An 18,182-nucleotide genomic window follows, 5' to 3' on the forward strand; every position below is an offset into this window, starting at 1 on the left:
GGAGCACATGTGTAGCCCCGGTGCTTTCATGACAGCGGTATCTGGCTGCCGATGAAGGCACTCTACCAGTTTGGTGCTATGCCCGGTACGTTCGAGCCTGACATCGCCGGGAAAAAGTGGGATTAAGAAGGTATGGGTGATCTCTTCTTGTTCCCGCGGGCGCTATTATGCCCGCATCATTAAAGAAGGCATACTGCCACAAAGGCGAGGAAAGGAATTGTTGTTCCTATAGCAGCGCTGATTTCGCCGTTTACATGGGGTTGTGATAGATAAAACCGCGGAGCAAGGATGCGAATGTGGTTAACGACCGCCGCTATCGTGGCGGGTTGCTGGCTGGGTGTATTGTGGCCACTACTGGTGTTAGCGGTTGTTGCAGCGGCTGGGATGTGGCGCTGTCGGGCCCTGTGGCTTGTGTGGTTAATAATTGGTTACGGTTTTGGCGTTTGGCAGCTGAATATAGGATTGATAAAGCGTCTGCCTGCTGATCAGGATCGGGCCGTAGTTAGCCTGCAGGGCGAAGTAGTGGATGTCCCGGTGACTCATCGTGAGTTTCGTTTTGGTCGCTGGCAATGGCGCCAGCAAATACTTTTTTTGGTGTGGGGAAGCGAGGAGTGGCCTGGAAAGCACCAAGTCGTGCTTAATAGCTATGCGCCGCCTGTGCTGCTGGGTGCGGGCGATCGGGTGAGGCTAACGGCGGAACTGAAGGTGCCGCGTGGCCTGTACAACCGCTTCGGTCCTGATCGCAGCCGTTCTGACCTCTCCGCGGGGATAGATGCCCGCGGTACCCTTAAGCAGATATCAGTGGAGGGGAATAACCGCGGTATTGCTGCCTGGCGTGAGCAGTTGTCTTACCGTGTGGAGGAGCGGGTCAGTGGTTCGCCCCTAGGCCAAGCAGTACTTCCTGCTCTGATCGTTGGCAATCGCTCCGGGCTGGAGGCGTCGCTGTGGCAAGCCTTCCAGGTAACGGGAGGCGCCCATCTATTGGCTATTTCCGGCCTGCATATCGCTATTGTGGCCGGCTGGTTCTGGTGGTTGGGCCGGGTGGTGTTTGCCCCGGTTCTTCAGGCGTTGATGCCGGTATTGCGGCGATACTCTCAGCAGCATCTGGCTTGGGTGCCAGCTCTATTAGCGGCAACGGGGTATGCCGCATTGGCGGGATTTAGCCTTCCTACGGTGCGGGCATTGGTCATGCTGATAGTGGTGGCGTTGGCGCAGTGGTGGCGAGTGCCGATTTCGCTGGGGCGAGCATTGGCGTTGGCCTTGCTGGTGGTACTCATGATCATGCCGCTGGCGGCGCTGTCAGAAAGCCTGTGGTTATCCTTCGGGGCGGTGGCATTTATTGCCATGTTAACCCGCAGTCATGGTTCTTGGCGGTTAATCATACTGCTGCCTGTGGTAATGACGATGGCCAGCGCTGGGTTGTTTCATCAATGGACACCCAGCGCACCGCTGGCCAATCTTATATTGGTTCCCTTATACACTGTGTTGGTCATCCCGGCAGCCTTGCTCGGGGCGTTGCTGGACCAAACTTGGTTGCTGCAAGCGGCTGCGACAGGCGTGGAATTGTCTGTGTGGGTGATGACTTGGTTGGCGAACCAGGGGATACCGTCATGGCTCATGCTTCCTTCTACAGTGTCGGGCATTGTGTTGATGTTTGGCTTGATGCTTCTGCTGATGCCATTTGTTCCTTTTCCCAGACGATTGTTGCCGTTCTGTCTATTACCCTGGCTGACACAGCAACCAGAGCCTCTGGCGTCGGGGGAGTGGTCGCTGACAGCTTTCGATGTGGGGCAGGGGCTAGCGGTGGCAATACGAACCCGCGAGCATTTGCTGATCTATGACGCTGGGCCGTCCTGGCCGGGTGGCAGTGTTGCGGCACAGAGCATATCACCGTGGCTGTCTGTCACGGGGCAGAAGGTGGATCGCATGCTGATTAGTCATGGTGACAATGATCATGCTGGTGGCTTGGTAGACTTGCCGTCTGCGGTTGCCTTATTCAGTGGTGAGCCGCATCGAGTACCCGGTAGCCATTTTTGTCGGGCGGGGGATCGTTGGTCGTGGGATGGCGTCTCGTTCACGGTACTGTGGCCCCGAGAAACGGGTCTAAAGAGTAATGCGGCCAGTTGTGTATTGCATGTCGATGGTCCCTTTGGGTCCGTGTTGCTGCCCGGAGATATTGGCGTTCAGCAGGAATATCATTTGCTTGGAACGTTGCCTTCGGTGGACCTGCTGGTGTTGGGGCACCATGGAAGTCAGTCCAGTACTAGCGCCGCGCTACTGCGGCAGTTACAGCCGCGCTTTGCTATCGTCAGTGCGGGTTACCGGAACCGGTTTAATCATCCTCATCCAGCGGTGTTGGGTCGGCTGGATAGCGCTGGCATCACCGTTCTGCGTACCGACAGAGATGGCATGATTGTGTTTCGGCAGGGGGGCGCAGATAATGTCCGGCTTATAACAAAATGGCGGCAAGCGTATGCCCGGCCTTGGCATGGGCCGGCCGTTTGGCGTCTCTGGTAATGTGATTTGTGCGAATGGGGAGAAGTTAAGGTGCAGGATCTTGTGCAGTCCGGAGGCTGGATGATGCTTCCGATCTTGATCTGTTCGGTGGTGGCGTTGGCTATTGTGGTAGAGCGCTTCTGGACCTTGCGGCCCAGTAAATTGGCACCGGCGGACACCGTGCCCCAAGTGCAGGCGTTGCTCAAGCGCGGTCTGCTCAACGAGAGCAACCTGGTAAAATTGCGTGACAGCTCACCGCTAGGGCGTATTCTGGCCACTGGCTTGGCCAATGCCCGACATGGTCGCGAAATCATGAAAGAAAGTATTCAGGAAAGTGCCACGGGAGTGGTGCATGAACTGGAAAAATTTCTCAGCACGCTGGGGTCTATTGCGGCCATTACCCCATTGCTAGGGTTGCTTGGTACCGTGGTCGGGATGATCGATGTGTTTGCGGCCATCATGATCCACGGTACCGGTGATGCGGCACAGTTGGCTGGCGGTATTTCTCAAGCATTGTTGACCACTGCTGCGGGCTTGGTTGTAGCGATTCCGGCCATTTTCTTTCATCGCTTCTTTGTACGTCGGGTGGAAGAAATCACTGTTGAGTTGGAGCAAAGCGCTGTTCACGTGGTGGATCTGGTGCACGGTGATCGTGAGGCAGAACCGGGGGACAAGGCGTGAAATTTCCCCGGCCCAGCCAGGAGGAAATTAGCGTTAACCTAACACCTTTGATTGATGTGGTGTTTTTGCTGCTAATTTTTTTCATGGTATCGACGACGTTCGATGATAAAACGCAACTGTCGATTACCCTGCCGGAAGCGGACGGGGTTCCCTTAGCGCAGATAAATGATCAGGTTGAAGTGACCATTACCTCCACCGGCGATTACTTGGTGAACGGTGAGAGGCTTACTGCCAGTGACAGCAATAGCCTACGCACTGCATTGTTACGGCTAGGCCAGGATAAAGTGAACTACCCCTTACAAATTTACGCGGATGCCAATGTGGCCTATCAAGCGGTCGTGCGTGTTTATGACGTGGCCGGGCAACTGGGTTTTGTTAAGCTATCGCTCACCACTCGCGAATCTCCTAACGAGGCACAATGAGTCAACCTATTCCCCCTGAGGACGTGTGGCCAACCTACAAGCGGCTACTGAGTTATGTTCGTCCTTACTGGTTTATGCTGGTTATCAGCGTTATTGGCTATGCGTTATATGCCGGCGCGCAAGCCGGGGCTGCCCAGCTGGCAGGGTATCTTGGGGATACCATTGTTAACCCAACCGATGCGCGGGTCTTGATCGTCTCTATTGCTCCTTTAGTGCTGGTGCTCTTCCAAGGGCTTGGCCAGTTCATGGGCAGTTATTCCATGAACTGGGTAGCTCAACAAATCGTCTACGTATTGCGCAATGATGTGTTCGAGCATGTTCTGAAACTTCCCCAGTCGGAATACCATCGCAACGCTTCCGGGCGCATCATGTCGAAGATTATCTTCGATGCCCAGCAGGTCACCAGTGCCGGTACGGATGCAATCATCGTGATTATTCGCGAAGGTCTGACGGTGATAGGGCTGTTCAGTTTTCTGCTATGGCAGAACTGGAAGCTGACGTTAATTCTGGTGACAGTGGTTCCTCTGATTGCACTGGTGATGAATATCACCAGTAAACGGTTCAGGAAAATTAGCCGTCGTATTCAGTCTTCCATGGCTAACATTACTCACTTTTTGGGTGAGGCCATTGAAGGCAGTGGCGAGGTGAAAATTTTTGGTGGCCAGGCTCAGGAGGCAGACCGTTTTCATAACGTAAGTCGTAGCTTTGCCAAACAGAACGTGAAACTCAACGCTAGCAAGATCGCAAGCACGGTGATCGTGCAATTGTTTGTGGCGGTGGGTATTGGCTTCATTACTTATTTGTATATTCACCTGATGGGCGAAGATCTTACGGTGGGGGGCTTTCTGTCTTATATCACCGCTGCCGGCATGATCCAAAAACCGCTCAAGCAGCTCACGGATGTGAATGTGAAGGTTCAGCGCGGTGTCACCGGTGCTGCCAGTCTGTTTGAGCTGCTTGATACTGAGCAGGAAACGGATACGGGTACCTATACTGTAGCGACCAAGGTTGACGGCAATATCGACTTTGAAGGGGTGAGCTTTGGTTATGATCCGGCCTCACCGGTGGTGCGTCAGCTCAACTTTGCGATCAAGGCCGGGGAAACTGTGGCGCTGGTGGGGCGCTCCGGAGCAGGCAAAAGTACCATTAGCGCGATGCTGCCGCGCTTTTTTGATCCAGACCAAGGCCGTATTTTACTTGATGGTATTCCCTTGCAGGAGTATCAGCTGAGCGAGTTGAGAAACCAGATTGCGATGGTGAGTCAGCGAGTTGTTCTGTTTAACGACAGCGTGCGTAACAATATTGCCTACGGTGAGCTACGCAGCTCAGACGATGCGTCCATCATAAAAGCAGCAAAGGACGCCCATGCCTGGTCCTTTATTGAGCAGCTTGAACATGGCTTGGATACCTTGTTGGGCCAAGACGGTGTGCAATTGTCCGGTGGTCAGCGTCAGCGCATTGCGATTGCGCGGGCGTTGCTCAAGGATGCCCCGGTTTTGATTCTTGACGAAGCGACCAGTGCACTGGACTCTGAGTCCGAACACCATATCCAGCAGGCGCTGGAGCAGGTGATGCAAGGCCGCACTACCTTGGTCATTGCCCATCGCCTGTCTACCATTGAAAAAGCGGATCGCATTATGGTGCTTGATCAAGGCCAGTTGATTGAGCAGGGTTCCCACCAGCAATTACTGGAAAAAAACGGGCTGTATACGCAAATGTACCGGATGAACTTTTCCGAGGAGTAATCGGGCGACATGGGGTCACTGAGCGAATGGGTTCAACAGGGTTGGTATAAGGGCAGTCCCTGGCTGGTTCCACTACGGCCTTTGTCGGCACTGGTGTCGTTTGAAGCTAGGCGCCGGCTACAACGGTTCAGAAAACAGCGACCGCGTCCTCCTGTGCCGGTATTGGTGGTGGGTAATATCACTGTGGGGGGGACAGGCAAAACCCCGTTGGTAATCGCTCTGGTAGAGGCTGCCCGCTCCAGGGGATTAAAGGTAGCAGTCGTATCGCGCGGGTTTGCGGGTAAAACTAACCATTACCCTCAGCATGTAACCGCTAGCAGCGATGCCTTGGATATGGGCGATGAACCTGTGTTGATTGCTCGCCGTACGGGCGTTCCGGTGGTGCTGGATCCTGATCGTCGTAATGCCCTGGATGTGGCTATCCGTGAATACGCCCCGGATTTGGTGATCAGCGATGATGGCTTGCAGCATTATGCCCTGCCGCGCAGCGCCGAAGTGGTGGTCGTGGATGCTCAACGCGGTCTGGGTAATGGGCGTTGTTTGCCGGAGGGGCCATTAAGAGAGCCTGCCACCAGGCTCAAGGAAGTGGATTTCGTTATCAGCACTGGCGGTGGCTGGGCCGGGGCTTATCCGATGATTATGCGCCCTTCAGGGGTCACCTGTCTGGCCGATAACCGTACCCTGACGCCTGATGATTTTCTGCGTCTTCATCCCCAGGTTCATGCGGTCGCCGGTATCGGTAATCCCAAGCGGTTTTTTAACCTGCTCAGTATTCTCGGTCTAAGTGCCACGCCTCACGTTTTCCCTGATCATCATGCCTACCAGCCGGCGGATCTGGCATTTACTGATGGGTTGCCGGTTTTGATGACGGAAAAGGATGCGGTGAAGTGCGCACCTTTCGCCGAGCCCCACTGGTGGTTTGTTCCGGTCACTGCGAGTTTGCCGGAAGGCTTGCTGGACCAGATGCTCGACCGAGCGCTAGGAAAAGAATAGCGACAAGCTTCATGCTGCAATGGGCCTTAGCTTTTGTTTTTAATTTGAAGTACGCAGTCCGTGCTCAATCCTTGGGCGAGACCCACGAAGCTTAAGAAACGATAGGCCTTTGCGAGTGTTGTGGCTTAATGCTTGGAGCTTGTGATAATGACGAGGTTTCAATGAGCTTTTACGTAGTTGTGCCGGCACGGTATGCGTCTACCCGTTTGCCGGGCAAGCCGTTGGCGGATATTGCCGGGAAAACCATGGTGGAGCGGGTGGCGCAGCGCTGCCAGCAAAGTGATGCTGATCAGATTTATGTGGCTACCGACGATCGTCGTATTGCCGATGTGCTGGGTGACACCGTGCCCGTGGTTATGACGCGAGAGGATCATCCTTCTGGGACAGATCGTCTTCAAGAGGTGGCTACAAAACTTGCCTTGGCCGACGACGACATTATCGTCAATGTACAGGGTGACGAGCCGTTAATCCCCCCTGCGGTGATCAATCAAGTGGCGGCAAACCTGGCGGCGAACCCGGACTGCCAGATGGCGACCCTGTGTGAAGCCATCGAAAATTCTGATGACCTATTTAATCCTAATGTGGTGAAAGCCGTCTTCGATAATAGGGGCAAGGCATTATATTTTTCCCGAGCGCCGGTGCCTTGGCACCGTGATGCCTTTGCCGATGGCCAACAAGATTTGTCGGGTGGGCAGTGGTGGAGGCATATCGGCATTTATGCATATCGGGTAGCTTTTTTGCATCAGTATGTGCAATGGCAGCCGGCGACACTGGAGAAGCTGGAGTCTTTGGAGCAGCTCCGCGCTATGGCCAATGGGGTAGCGATTCATGTGGAGCCTGCCTGTGAAGTGGTTCCTGGCGGTGTGGATACACAGACGGATCTTGAACGTTTGCGAGCCCAGCTGGGAGGCCAATAATGAGCGTGTCTGTGTTATTTGTTTGTCTCGGGAATATTTGCCGTTCGCCTACCGCTGAAGTGGTTTTTCGGACGCGAGTGAAGGCAGCTGGGCTTGAGGACCGTATTCACATAGATAGCGTTGGAACCGGTGATTGGCATATCGGTAAGGCGCCGGACCCGCGTACTCAAGAGGCGGCTTTGCGGCGAGGATATTCAATGGCGGCTTTGCGAGCACGGCAGGTCAGTCCTGCGGACTTTGCCAACTTTGATTGGGTGTTGGCCATGGATAACGCCAACCTAGCGGATCTTGAGGTTATGCGCCCGGCATCGTACCAAGGAACTCTCGCGCGGTTTTTGGATTTTGCAGACCACACTGGGGTGCAGGAAGTGCCCGATCCTTATTATGGCGGCGAAGACGGTTTCGACACGGTGTTGGACTTGATTGAAGAGGGTGCCGATGGATTGTTGCGCCGTGTGCGGGAGCAGCTGTGAGCGAGTCGGTACCACCAACCCACACTTTCACACAGATTGATGATGCGGATTTGACGGGGCTGAACACCCTAGGCCTGCCGGCCCGGGCTCAACGTTTAGCTCGTCCGACTACTTTGGATGCGTTGTCTCAGGTCTTGGCAGAGCGAAATCCCGCTGAGCCGCTTTTTGTGATCGGCGAAGGCAGTAATTTGGTGATTTGCTCTGATCTGCCGGGCTTGACGTTAAGCTTAGCAATCGATGGCATGTCCCTGGTTAAGCAAGATAATACGCATGTGTGGGTCGCTGCGGGCGCGGGTGTGCATTGGGATGATTTGGTGGCCTGGACCGTGGAGCAGGGTTGGCAGGGGTTGGAAAACTTATCTCTGATTCCCGGCACGGTAGGGGCTGCGCCTTTTCAGAATATTGGCGCCTATGGTGTAGAGCTGTCACAGTTGCTTGAGCAGGTGACGGTGATGGATGTGGTTACCGCTCAAGTAACGCACTTTGCTGGCAATGAATGTGAATTTGCTTATCGCGATAGCCGTTTCAAAAGCCGAGACCGTGGCCGTTATATCATTACCGGCATTGAGCTGCGTCTGAATAAAATGCCGCAGTGTAATGTGAGTTACGGGCCGCTTAAGGCCCGCTTTGGGCACTTGTCGCAAGCAGATATTCTCCCCGCCGCGGTTCGCGAGCATGTGATTGCGGTGCGCCAGAGTAAGCTGCCGGCTCCTGATGTGTTGGCTAACGCAGGGAGTTTTTTTAAAAACCCGGTGGTAACAAAAGAGCGGGGGGATGCGTTAAAGAGGCGCTTTGCGGATTTGGTGGCGTATACGCAACCGGATGGTGTGAAGCTGGCAGCAGGATGGTTAATCGAGCAGGCCGGCTGGAAGGGAAAACGGTTGGGACCAGTTGGTATGCATAGCGAGCAAGCGCTGGTGTTGGTCAATCACGGTAATGCTACCAGTGCGGATGTCATTGCGTTGGCAGAGGCTGTGTGTGCTGATGTGCAGGAGAAATTTGGTGTTGCGCTAGAACAGGAGCCAGTGTTGTTGCCATAGAGGCATGGCGGTGGTTAATTCCAGCATATTATAGCTGGAGCAAAGAATGGACCCACAAAAAAGCCCGCTATAAAGCGGGCTTTTTTGTGGGTGGGATTTCCTCAGTCGTCTGAAGGAGATTCCGTTTGTTGCGCCTTGGCAGTGGCTTCCTGAGCAGCGAGCTGCTCACGGCGGCGTTGGCGCGGGTCGTTGCTGGCTCGGCCCTGTTCCGCGGCGGCCGGCTTAGCTTCTGCTTTGACGGCTTTCACTTCGGTGGCACGGCTGGGTAGCTCATTGCTGGCCGGTGCTGGTTTGGGCTTTTCTTCTACCTTGGGCGCCGGAGCGACAGGGGTAGGTTTGTAGCCTGGAGAGCGCGGGTCATTGCTGGCACGGCTTGGTGCTGCCGGCTCGGCGGTGACCGGTTTTTCCTCTGACTTATTTTCTTCAGCTGGCTTGGCCGGAGCTGGAGTTTGGGTCGGTGCGGCTGTTGCCGGTTGAGCGGCTACTGGAGCGGCGTTGGTGGTTGCCGCTTGCTGTGGCGCAGAGGGCGCCGGCTTGTCGTCAGTGCTGGCCGCTTTGGGGGTATCAGCTTTGGGCTGCTGAGGCGTGCTGTCGGCGGTCGGGGTCGGTTGTTCCTGCGCCGGAGCAGCGGTGGTGGTGTCGCTGGCTGTGGGCTGAGCGCTGGCGGGTTTGTCGTCCTCGACTTTTGGTGCGGCGGTGGTTTGCGCAACCGGGGCTTTGGTGACGGGCGGTTGTTCAGCAGCAGGTTGCTGTACCTTGGCCGGAGCAACGGTTTGTTCCTGCTTCGGTTCAGCTGCGGCTTGCGGTTGGTTGGTAACGGGTGATTGCTCGTTGAGCGGTGCCGTCTTGTCTGTCGCTGCCTTTTTGGGGGTATCGTCGCGCTTCGCTTGTGCGGAAGGTTCCTGCGCCGGTACCAGCTTGGTCGCCGGGTGACCTTCGTCATCCACAGGTGCCGGCTGTTCGTTGCGTGGCGGCTTAGGGGCCGCAGTGCGCTGAGCTTTGGCCGGTTGAGCTACGCCACCATCGCTGTTGTTAGCTTTGTTGGGGCGCTGTCGCTCGCGCAAGGGACGGTTGTCCTTGGCATCGGTGCGGCGGGGGGCTTTCGGGCCCTTGTCGCTGCTTTTGCTGTCAGCACCATCAGCGGCGTTATCCTGTTTACGGGTGCGCGGCTTGGCTCCTTCGCTTACCTTGCTATCAGGCTTGTTGTCGTTACGGTTACCGTTTCGGTTGTCATTGCGACCTTCGCCACGGCTGTCGTTGTTGCGATTGTTACGACGGTTGTCATTGCGACCACGGCGCTCGTTACGGTTGCCGTCATCCTTGGTATCGGCTCGGCCATCGTTGCGGTTGTCGGCAGCGCGATTGTCCGCTTGACGGTTATCATTCTTGCGACCGCTATCTTTGTCGTTTTGACGCTTGTTGCGGGTGTTGCGATTGTCGTTATCACCGGCTTTGCCGCCATCACGCTTGTTGCGGTTATCGTTCTTAGCGCGGTTATCGCTGTTATTACTGTCGTTGCGGTTGTTGCCGCCACGGCCACGATTGTTTTGTTGCTGGCGAGGCTTGTTGTCGCTTTTGCGTTGGGGGGCGTCTTTCTTCGCCTTGGCTGGTTTGGGTTCGGCGGTGAACACTTGAGCCAACCAAGAGAATAGGCGGGCAAGCAATCCCAGATTTTGCACTTGCGCAGTCGGGGCCGCGACGACCGGTTTGGGCGGCGGCGGGGCAGTATCCGGTGCCATTAGTCTGACGGCCGGCTCTTGGGTTTTAATTTCAGTGTCTTGAGCGGAAGCAATATCTGCATCCTTGGTGCCTTCCAGCAGATCCATCTCATGGCTCAGCTGGGTGGACGTTTGGTCATCTCGGATGCGTTCCACTTCAAAGTGGGGCGTGTCCAGGTTCTGGTTGGGGATAATGACTACCCGCACTTTGTGGTTCTTCTCAATGGCGCGTAGCGGATCACGCTTTTCATTGAGTAGGTAGGTGGCCACGGCTACTGGTACTTGGGCTTGGATTTCGCCGGTGCGCTCTTTCATCACTTCTTCTTCGATAAGACGAAGGATGCTCAGCGCCAGGGACTTCACATCACGGATGTGGCCTTGGCCATCACAACGCGGACAAACGATACTGGACGTTTCACCCAGGCTCGGGCGCAGGCGCTGACGGGACAGCTCCAATAAACCAAACCGGGAGATGCGGCCTAACTGGATGCGGGCACGGTCTGCTTCCAGGGCATCGCGCATGCGATTTTCCACGTCGCGCTGGTTGCGTGCCGGGCCCATGTCGATGAAATCCACCACGATCAGGCCGCCGATATCACGCAGGCGCAGCTGGCGGGCAATTTCTTCCGCCGCTTCCAGGTTGGTCTGCAGAGCGGTCTCTTCGATGTCTGCGCCTTTGGTGGCGCGGGAGGAGTTGATGTCGATGGACACCAAGGCCTCTGTCGGGTCGATCACGATTGAGCCACCGGAGGGTAACTTCACTTCCCGCTCAAAGGCGGTTTCGATTTGAGACTCAATCTGGAAACGGGAGAACAGTGGGGTTTCGTCGTCGTACAGTTTGATTTTGTGCTGGAAGTCCTGCATTACCTGCTGAACGAAACCTTGGGCTTCATCATAAACTTTCTTGGAATCGATCAGGACTTCGCCGATATCTTTGCGCAAGTAGTCACGAATGGCGCGGATGATAACGTTGGATTCCTGATAGATCAGGAAAGGTGCCTTGCGATCCTGTGAGGCATCGTCGATGGAGGTCCACAGTTTCAGTAGGTAGTTCAGGTCCCACTGTAATTCCTCAGCACTGCGGCCCAGCCCAGCGGTGCGCACGATAACCCCCATTTCGTCGGGGATGTTCAGGGCGCCTAGGGCTTCTTTCAGCTGAGCCCGCTCTTCCCCTTCGATACGGCGGGAAATGCCGCCGGCGCGAGGATTATTGGGCATTAGCACCAAATAGCGACCCGCCAAGCTAATAAAGGTGGTGAGGGCGGCGCCTTTGTTGCCCCGCTCTTCTTTGGCCACCTGGACAATAACTTCTTGGCCTTCCTTGATGACTTCCTTGATGTTAATGCGGCCCTGGATGTCCTTGGGATCTTTTTGGAAGTACTGGCGGGAAATTTCTTTGAGGGGAAGAAAGCCATGGCGCTCTGCGCCAAAATCCACAAAGGCGGCTTCCAGGGACGGTTCTACCCGGGTGATCTTGCCTTTATAAATGTTGGCTTTTTTTTGTTCCCGCGTGCGGTGTTCGATATCCAGGTCATACAGACGTTGTCCGTCGACCAGTGCCACCCGTACTTCTTCAGGGTGAGTGGCGTTAATAAGCATACGTTTCATGGTGTTACCACAAGTTTGTGGTGGCATGAGGCAGGGCCGGGTATAACCGGTAGCAGACCAAGGGGAGTGCTGTGGCAGGCATGTCACGGGTAGGGCGGGCGCACGCTGAGCGTGTGGATCGCTTTCCTTGGTGATCGTATTGCCTGAGTTAGCGGCTCTCCGAGTTGTGTGCAATGTTTAGTGCGTAATCATGCTGGCAGTTGGCCAGTCTGTAATGCTTCACGCGATTGCCGTGGTTATCATCACACAGCAATGTGTAAACTCTTGTCTGTCTGTTTTCCAGGTCGTTTGACCAGCGCTGCAGGCCACCATCGTTAATGTTCAGGGCCCGTTTTCGGGCGCTGTAAATGGGTCTTCTGCAGCGTAAGCCCAGTTCCGTATAGGGTATTTCCCGTGTGGAAGGTGGGCCTGACGCTTTTTCTGTGACCGTGTGGCGGGCTCTGTCTTCATCGGCTGTAGCCGGAGAGGGCCGAACGGCGAATGTTCGCTGCGCGTCACCGTTGCCTATTTCAGGTCGACGCTTGACTATAGCAATAAAAGGCCAGTGGGATCAATCAGATAGATTGCTGGTATCGCTTGGTCAGATGCAGACATTTCCTCCGATCGCGCTTAGAATCGCGCCATGTCAGAAGATACCCCCGCAGCGAACAGGGTGACGTTTGTCACCATTGATGAAGGCCGGCACGGTCAGCGCCTGGATAATTTCTTGTTTACTCACCTTAAAGGTGTGCCCAAGTCTCGAGTTTACCGGATTATCCGGTCCGGAGAGGTGCGGGTTAACAAGGGGCGAGCCAAGCAGACCACCCGACTGTGTACTGGCGATGTGGTGCGTGTCCCGCCCATTCGCACCAGTGACTCCACCGCGCCTGCGGCGGTGAGTGAGGGCTTGGCTGAGCGTCTGCGCCGGGCCTGTGTCTATGAAGATGATCAGTTATTTGTTTTTAATAAACCTGCGGGCTTAGCGGTGCATGGAGGCAGTGGCGTCAGCCTGGGCTTGATTGAAGCGTTGCGGGTGATGTTCCCGCAAGAGCGGGAGCTGGAGCTGGTGCACCGACTGGATCGCGATACCAGTGGTTTGATCATGGTGGCCCGTCGGCGCTCGTTTCTGCGTAAACTGCAGCGCTTGATGCAGGGCGGCCAGATTGAAAAACGTTACTGGCTTCTCTGCCAAGGGTTTAAGGGTAAGGAGCGCACGCTGGATGCGCCCTTATTGAAAATGATGAATGGCAATGAGCGTATCGTCAGAGTATCGCGTGAGGGCAAACCCTCTGTGACGCATTTTCGCCTCCTTGAGCGGTTTGCTCAGGCGCAGCTGGTGGAGGCTACCCTGGAAACCGGCCGCACCCACCAAATTAGAGTGCATAGTCAGTTTGGGGGCTTTGCACTGCTGGGTGATAGCAAGTACGGCATCGCTAAAGGGGAGGCGTTGTTGGCTGAAATTGGCCGCCGCCGGCTCTGCTTACATGCCCGAACTCTGGTTTTTGTGCACCCGAATACGGGTAAAAGGCTGACGGTTACCGCGCCGCTGGATGATGACTACGAGGCCATTTTGACTGCCCTGAGGAGCAAACCATGAGTGTTGTTCGCCCCTACGACCTGGTGATTTTTGATTGGGACGGCACAGTGATGGATTCCACGGGGCGCATTGTGAGCTGCATGCAGCTGGCAGCGGTGGACATGGCGTTGCCGTCATTGGCTGATTCGGTAGTTTGCAGCATTATTGGGCTAGGGTTGCCGGAAGCAATCGCTACACTCTATCCGCAGCTGGATGATGCTGGCATTGTTGCCATGCGTGATCGTTATGCGTTTCATTTTATTGCCGCCGAGCAGACACCCAGTGCCCTTTATCCGGCTGCTGAGCAGGTTTTGATTCACCTGCGTGAGCAGGGTCTTAAGCTGGCAGTGGCAACCGGAAAGAGTCGCAAGGGGTTGCAGAGGGTGTGGGGCAATACCGGCCTAGAACGTTATTTTGATGCTTCCAGATGCGCCGACGAAAGCCATTCTAAGCCGCACCCAGCCATGGTGCTGGAACTGCTGGAGGCGATGGCAGTGCCTGCTGAGCGGGCCGTGGTGGTGGGTGACACCACCTATGATCTGGAGATGGCCCGTGCTGCTAGGGTAGACCGCATAGGGGTGAGTTATGGTGCGCATCCAGTTGAGCAGTTGCTCCCATGCGAGCCCTTGGCGGTGATCGATCGTTTGGACCATTTGTTGCCGCTAGTGGGGTTGGCAGCGTCTGAATTTGTAATGGAGAGCGTATGACTATGAATAATCAGCCATCTTCTCAGCCCCCTCAGAATGAGCGGGAATGGAAGCTGATAGAGAAATTACTGGGCCAGGCCCAAGATGAGCAGCGTAAATCCCGTCGTTGGGGTATTTTCTTCAAGGCCCTGACCTTTGTGTATCTGTTTACCTTGTTGGTGATAGTGATTCCGGGCAAAACCGGTTCTGCTGTGACCATGGCGGAAGCCCATGTGGGGATCGTAGATGTGAACGGCGTGATTGCGCCGGATCAGGAGGCGAGTGCGGACTTGATCGTCACCGGCTTAACGAGAGCCTTTGAAGCGGAAAACACCACCGCCGTTCTATTGAAAATCAACAGCCCAGGTGGCTCACCAGTACAATCTAATCAGGTGTACAACGCCATCAAGCGGCTGCGGGCTGAATACCCGGAAAAGAAACTGTATGCGGCGATTACCGATGTGGGTGCCTCTGGGGCGTACTTTATTGCCTCCGCTGCAGATGAAATCTATGCGGACCCGGCCAGCATTGTAGGTTCCATTGGCGTGATCATGGCTGGCTTTGGGCTGGAGCAGGCGGCCGACAAACTGGGTGTGGAGCGCCGTGTGTTTACCGCTGGCGAAAACAAGGATTTGATGGATCCGTTTTCACCGGTGAAGCCGGCCCATCGCAAACACGTACAAACCATGCTGGATGATATTCATCAGCAGTTTATTGCGGCGGTGAAGAAGGGGCGCGGCAATAGGTTGAAAGTTGATGGGCATCCAGAATTGTTTTCCGGCTTGTTCTGGACTGGCGAGCGGGCTATGGATTTGGGTCTGATTGATGGACTAATGAGCCCGGGGCAGGTGGTTCGCGAAGTGGTAGGCGAGGAGGAGATGCTCAACTACAGTGCCAGCCGCTCTCCTATGGAAGAGTTTATTCGCCGTTTTGGGGTTTCCATTGGCGAAGGCGTGGCTACGCAGCTGGGGTTGAGTGCATCGCCGGTGATTCGTTAATCATAATGGCGAGAAACGAGAAGAGACGCGTTCCGAAACCCCAAGGGCGTTCGGTTCCCGCCTCTTCCCTTTATAGAATAGAGGCAGCTGGTTATAGGGGCAGCTGAACGCCTTCTGCAGCCAGAAATTCGGTTAATATAATTAAAGGCAGGCCTACCAGTGTATTCGGGTCGCGTCCTTCCAAGGCTTTGAACAGCACAATGCCGAGGCCCTCGGATTTGAAGCTGCCAGCACAATTCAGGGGCTGTTCGATGTCCACGTAGCGTTCAATCTGCGCTGGTTTCAAGGTGCGGAACTGCACATGGAAAGGGTCACAGACCACTTGGCTACGGCCAGTGGCGGTATTGAGCAGGCACAAACCCGTCAGGAAACTGACCCGCTTGCCGCTGGCGGCGCTGAGTTGACGAATAGCGGTGTCGCGGTCGCCGGGTTTGCCCAGTACTTGATTGCCAATAACGGCAACCTGGTCGGAGCCGATAATTAGCGTGTTCGGGTGTTGGTCTGCGAGGGCCAGCGCTTTTTCCCGGGCCAGGCGCATTACCAAGGCGGTAGGGCTTTCATCCTCATGCCGGGATTCGTCGATATCCGGGCTCTGGTGGATAAAATCCAGTTTCAGCTTGTCTAATAGTTGGCGCCGAAACGGCGATGAAGAGGCGAGTAACAGGGTAGGTGTCTGGTCAGTCATAGGGGTCTCCGCGCTTTGCGGGGGCAAGTGTAAGGATTATTTTTTCATGACGCACGAAAAACCCTGTTGACTCAGGTGTTTAGTGCCTCACATTAACTTTGACAGCGGGGCCTCGCGGCCCTAGAATTGCGCGCTTATGTTTTCAGGGCAACTGCCACAGTTCCTCGATCCTCGCAAATATGCGGATCAAGGTCGCATCGTTGAAGGCCAGCTTACCGTTGGAGACCTGCCACGCCTGCAGGAATACCGCGATAGCTTGGACCAGCCAGTAGCAATATCGCTGGCGTTCGATCGTGATGATGAGGGGCATCGGCGTATCGAGGGCGAGGTTAGCACCGTATTGGTGCTGCCATGTCAGCGCTGCCTGGAGCCAGTGAGTTATTCTATTACTGCCCATATCGATGTGGCGTTGGTTTGGAATGAGGATCAGGCCAAGGCATTGCCGGGGCGACTGGATCCTTGGTTGGTTGGCGAAGAACGCATGGTTCTTACCGATCTAATCGAAGAGGAGCTGTTGCTGGCTATGCCACTGGTGGCTCTGCATGACTCTTGCCCGACAGCTTTACCGCAGGACAGCGGTAAACCTGAGAAACACGAAAACGCGGATAATCCTTTTGCCGTGCTGGCCAAATTAAAAGGTCAAGGCAAGTAAATTCAGGCTGAATAAACGCCCGAGGAGCTCGAAATGGCTGTTCAAAAGAACCGTAAAACCCGTTCAAAGCGTGGCATGCGCCGCTCTCACGATGCGCTGCCTGCCGCTGCGCTGACTGAAGATAGCAACACTGGTGAAGTGCACCGTCGTCACCACATTTCTCCGGATGGCATGTACCGTGGCCGCCAGGTGATCAGTCAGGGTGATTCTGACGACGAATAAGTTGTATGAAAATGGGAGCTGCGGCTCCCGTTTTTCTGTGCCGGTCTGGCCTTGCGCTGCCCTTATTGTGCAGTAACAGCCCAGTTTCAGTGGCGCACTGAAATCCTCCTTCGGGAGGATTTTTTGTAAGTGGATTTGTGGTTGAAGGCGGAGAATATGTTACCGCCGAACGTTTTTTGTCAGAATGCCTCCAAATTTGAATATAAGGAAGCAGCCCATGCCGGTTGTGACGCTAGCAGTGGATGCCATGGGGGGCGATCACGGCTTGTCCGTAACAGTGCCCGCCGTGGCAGCCATGCTGTCTCGCCATGAGCACATGCACATTATCTTGGTTGGCCAACTTGAACCGTTAACTAGCGCCTTGTCTCAGGCTAATATCGCTGATCACCCGCGTATTACCGTTCAGCCAGCCACGGAAGTGGTGGCAATGGATGATCCCGTCGCCGTTGCTCTGCGGCAAAAGAAGGACTCGTCCATGCGTGTGGCCATCAATATGGTCAAGGAAGGGCGTGCCCAGGCAGCGGTCAGCGCCGGCAATACTGGTGCCTTGATGGCGGTGAGCCGTTTTGTGTTGAAAACCCTTCCCGGGGTAGATCGCCCCGCCATTTGTACGGCTATTCCCACGGCCAATGGCCATTGTCACATGCTCGACTTAGGCGCCAATGTGGATTCAGAGCCCGCGCACTTGCTGCAGTTTGCCTTGATGGGGCAGGCGGTGGTGCGTGCTGTTGATGGGGTGGAGCATCCTCGTGTGGCGTTACTGAATATTGGTGAAGAAGACATCAAGGGTAACGAGCAGATTAAGGAGGCGGCAGGGCTGTTGCGTGAAGCCCAAGGTCTCAACTATGTGGGCTTCGTGGAAGGTAATGGCATCTTTTCAGGCGAGGCCGATGTGGTGGTGTGTGATGGTTTTGTTGGTAATGTCTCGCTAAAAACCATGGAAGGTGTAGCCAAAATGATTGGCAACATGTTGCGCCAAGAAATCAAACAGTCCTGGCTGCGCAAACTATGCGGCTTGTTTGCGTTGCCGGTGTTGATTGGGCTCAAAAAGCGCATGGACCCGGATCACTATAATGGCGCCAGCCTTGTTGGCCTGCGTGGCGTGGTGGTGAAGAGCCACGGTGGTACCAGCAAGGAAGGTTTTGCCTGTGCGCTGGAAGTGGCTCAGCTGGAGGCGCGCCGTAACGTACCGTCCTTGATTAGTGATGCACTGGGTCAGCCCGGCACTCACTAAATTATGCGTCGGGGCTGGCTGGCCCCGAATGTCTATTCATACTTTGTTTCAGGCCTG

General features: G+C 55.3%; 16 protein-coding genes. 14 read left to right on the top strand and 2 right to left on the bottom strand.

The genetic code is table 11. The features are described 5' to 3' along the window. The first annotated feature begins 294 nt into the window (after nucleotides 1-294). The 8 genes from AS19_RS05585 to murB all read left to right on the top strand — a co-directional run bounded on the left by AS19_RS05585 (nucleotide 295) and on the right by murB (nucleotide 8,767). Nucleotides 295-2,517, top strand: a complete 2,223-nt coding sequence (locus AS19_RS05585; RefSeq protein ID WP_144412627.1) for a DNA internalization-related competence protein ComEC/Rec2 — start codon at nucleotides 295-297, stop codon at nucleotides 2,515-2,517. Nucleotides 2,518-2,547: 30 nt separating this feature from the next. Further along, nucleotides 2,548-3,177, top strand: coding sequence for a MotA/TolQ/ExbB proton channel family protein (locus AS19_RS05590; protein WP_011588337.1), 630 nt, complete (start codon nucleotides 2,548-2,550; stop codon nucleotides 3,175-3,177). Next, the gene (locus AS19_RS05595; protein WP_011588338.1) at nucleotides 3,174-3,599 is read left to right on the top strand and encodes a biopolymer transporter ExbD; all 426 of its coding nucleotides are present in this window, start codon (nucleotides 3,174-3,176) and stop codon (nucleotides 3,597-3,599) included. Before AS19_RS05590 ends, AS19_RS05595 begins: the two co-directional genes overlap by 4 nt. Beyond that, nucleotides 3,596-5,344, top strand: coding sequence for a lipid A export permease/ATP-binding protein MsbA (gene msbA, locus AS19_RS05600; RefSeq protein ID WP_011588339.1), 1,749 nt, complete (start codon nucleotides 3,596-3,598; stop codon nucleotides 5,342-5,344). The genes AS19_RS05595 and msbA overlap by 4 nt, the downstream gene beginning before the upstream one ends. A 9-nt stretch (nucleotides 5,345-5,353) precedes the next feature. After that, nucleotides 5,354-6,337: a tetraacyldisaccharide 4'-kinase gene (gene lpxK / locus AS19_RS05605; protein WP_011588340.1), complete on the top strand. Its 984-nt coding sequence runs from the start codon at nucleotides 5,354-5,356 to the stop codon at nucleotides 6,335-6,337. 161 nt (nucleotides 6,338-6,498) lie between these two features. After that, nucleotides 6,499-7,254 carry a 3-deoxy-manno-octulosonate cytidylyltransferase gene (gene kdsB, locus AS19_RS05610; RefSeq protein ID WP_011588341.1) on the top strand — a complete coding sequence of 252 codons (756 nt, stop codon included), beginning with the start codon at nucleotides 6,499-6,501 and terminating at the stop codon, nucleotides 7,252-7,254. Continuing rightward, nucleotides 7,254-7,727 (top strand): low molecular weight protein-tyrosine-phosphatase, encoded by a 474-nt coding sequence (locus AS19_RS05615; protein WP_011588342.1) that lies wholly within the window; start codon nucleotides 7,254-7,256, stop codon nucleotides 7,725-7,727. Before kdsB ends, AS19_RS05615 begins: the two co-directional genes overlap by 1 nt. Continuing rightward, the gene (gene murB / locus AS19_RS05620; protein WP_011588343.1) at nucleotides 7,724-8,767 is read left to right on the top strand and encodes a UDP-N-acetylmuramate dehydrogenase; all 1,044 of its coding nucleotides are present in this window, start codon (nucleotides 7,724-7,726) and stop codon (nucleotides 8,765-8,767) included. Before AS19_RS05615 ends, murB begins: the two co-directional genes overlap by 4 nt. 101 nt (nucleotides 8,768-8,868) lie before the next feature. Here the strand turns inward: murB and rne are convergent, their stop codons facing one another. Next, nucleotides 8,869-12,093, bottom strand: coding sequence for a ribonuclease E (gene rne / locus AS19_RS05625; RefSeq protein WP_011588344.1), 3,225 nt, complete (start codon nucleotides 12,091-12,093; stop codon nucleotides 8,869-8,871). A gap of 622 nt (nucleotides 12,094-12,715) precedes the next feature. Here rne and AS19_RS05630 point away from each other — a divergent pair. From AS19_RS05630 to sppA, 3 genes are read left to right on the top strand one after another with little or no spacing between them, the layout of a single operon-like run. Then, nucleotides 12,716-13,669, top strand: coding sequence for an RluA family pseudouridine synthase (locus tag AS19_RS05630; RefSeq protein ID WP_011588345.1), 954 nt, complete (start codon nucleotides 12,716-12,718; stop codon nucleotides 13,667-13,669). Continuing rightward, nucleotides 13,666-14,355, top strand: coding sequence for an HAD-IA family hydrolase (locus tag AS19_RS05635; RefSeq protein ID WP_011588346.1), 690 nt, complete (start codon nucleotides 13,666-13,668; stop codon nucleotides 14,353-14,355). Before AS19_RS05630 ends, AS19_RS05635 begins: the two co-directional genes overlap by 4 nt. Next, nucleotides 14,352-15,332: a signal peptide peptidase SppA gene (gene sppA, locus AS19_RS05640; protein ID WP_011588347.1), complete on the top strand. Its 981-nt coding sequence runs from the start codon at nucleotides 14,352-14,354 to the stop codon at nucleotides 15,330-15,332. Before AS19_RS05635 ends, sppA begins: the two co-directional genes overlap by 4 nt. A gap of 91 nt (nucleotides 15,333-15,423) precedes the next feature. Here the strand turns inward: sppA and AS19_RS05645 are convergent, their stop codons facing one another. Further along, nucleotides 15,424-16,017: a nucleoside triphosphate pyrophosphatase gene (locus AS19_RS05645; protein WP_011588348.1), complete on the bottom strand. Its 594-nt coding sequence runs from the start codon at nucleotides 16,015-16,017 to the stop codon at nucleotides 15,424-15,426. Nucleotides 16,018-16,153: 136 nt separating this feature from the next. Here AS19_RS05645 and AS19_RS05650 point away from each other — a divergent pair, with 136 nt between their 5' ends. The 3 genes from AS19_RS05650 to plsX all read left to right on the top strand — a co-directional run bounded on the left by AS19_RS05650 (nucleotide 16,154) and on the right by plsX (nucleotide 18,125). Continuing rightward, nucleotides 16,154-16,669: a DUF177 domain-containing protein gene (locus AS19_RS05650; RefSeq protein ID WP_011588349.1), complete on the top strand. Its 516-nt coding sequence runs from the start codon at nucleotides 16,154-16,156 to the stop codon at nucleotides 16,667-16,669. A 33-nt stretch (nucleotides 16,670-16,702) separates the two neighbouring features. Further along, complete coding sequence (rpmF, locus tag AS19_RS05655; RefSeq protein WP_011588350.1) at nucleotides 16,703-16,891, top strand: 50S ribosomal protein L32; 189 nt, start codon at nucleotides 16,703-16,705, stop codon at nucleotides 16,889-16,891. 217 nt (nucleotides 16,892-17,108) lie between these two features. Further along, nucleotides 17,109-18,125 (top strand): phosphate acyltransferase PlsX, encoded by a 1,017-nt coding sequence (gene plsX / locus AS19_RS05660; protein ID WP_041704922.1) that lies wholly within the window; start codon nucleotides 17,109-17,111, stop codon nucleotides 18,123-18,125. Nucleotides 18,126-18,182: the final 57 nt, after the last annotated feature.

It is taken from the genome of Alcanivorax sp. NBRC 101098, assembly GCF_001010505.1.
Classification (GTDB): domain Bacteria; phylum Pseudomonadota; class Gammaproteobacteria; order Pseudomonadales; family Alcanivoracaceae; genus Alcanivorax; species Alcanivorax borkumensis.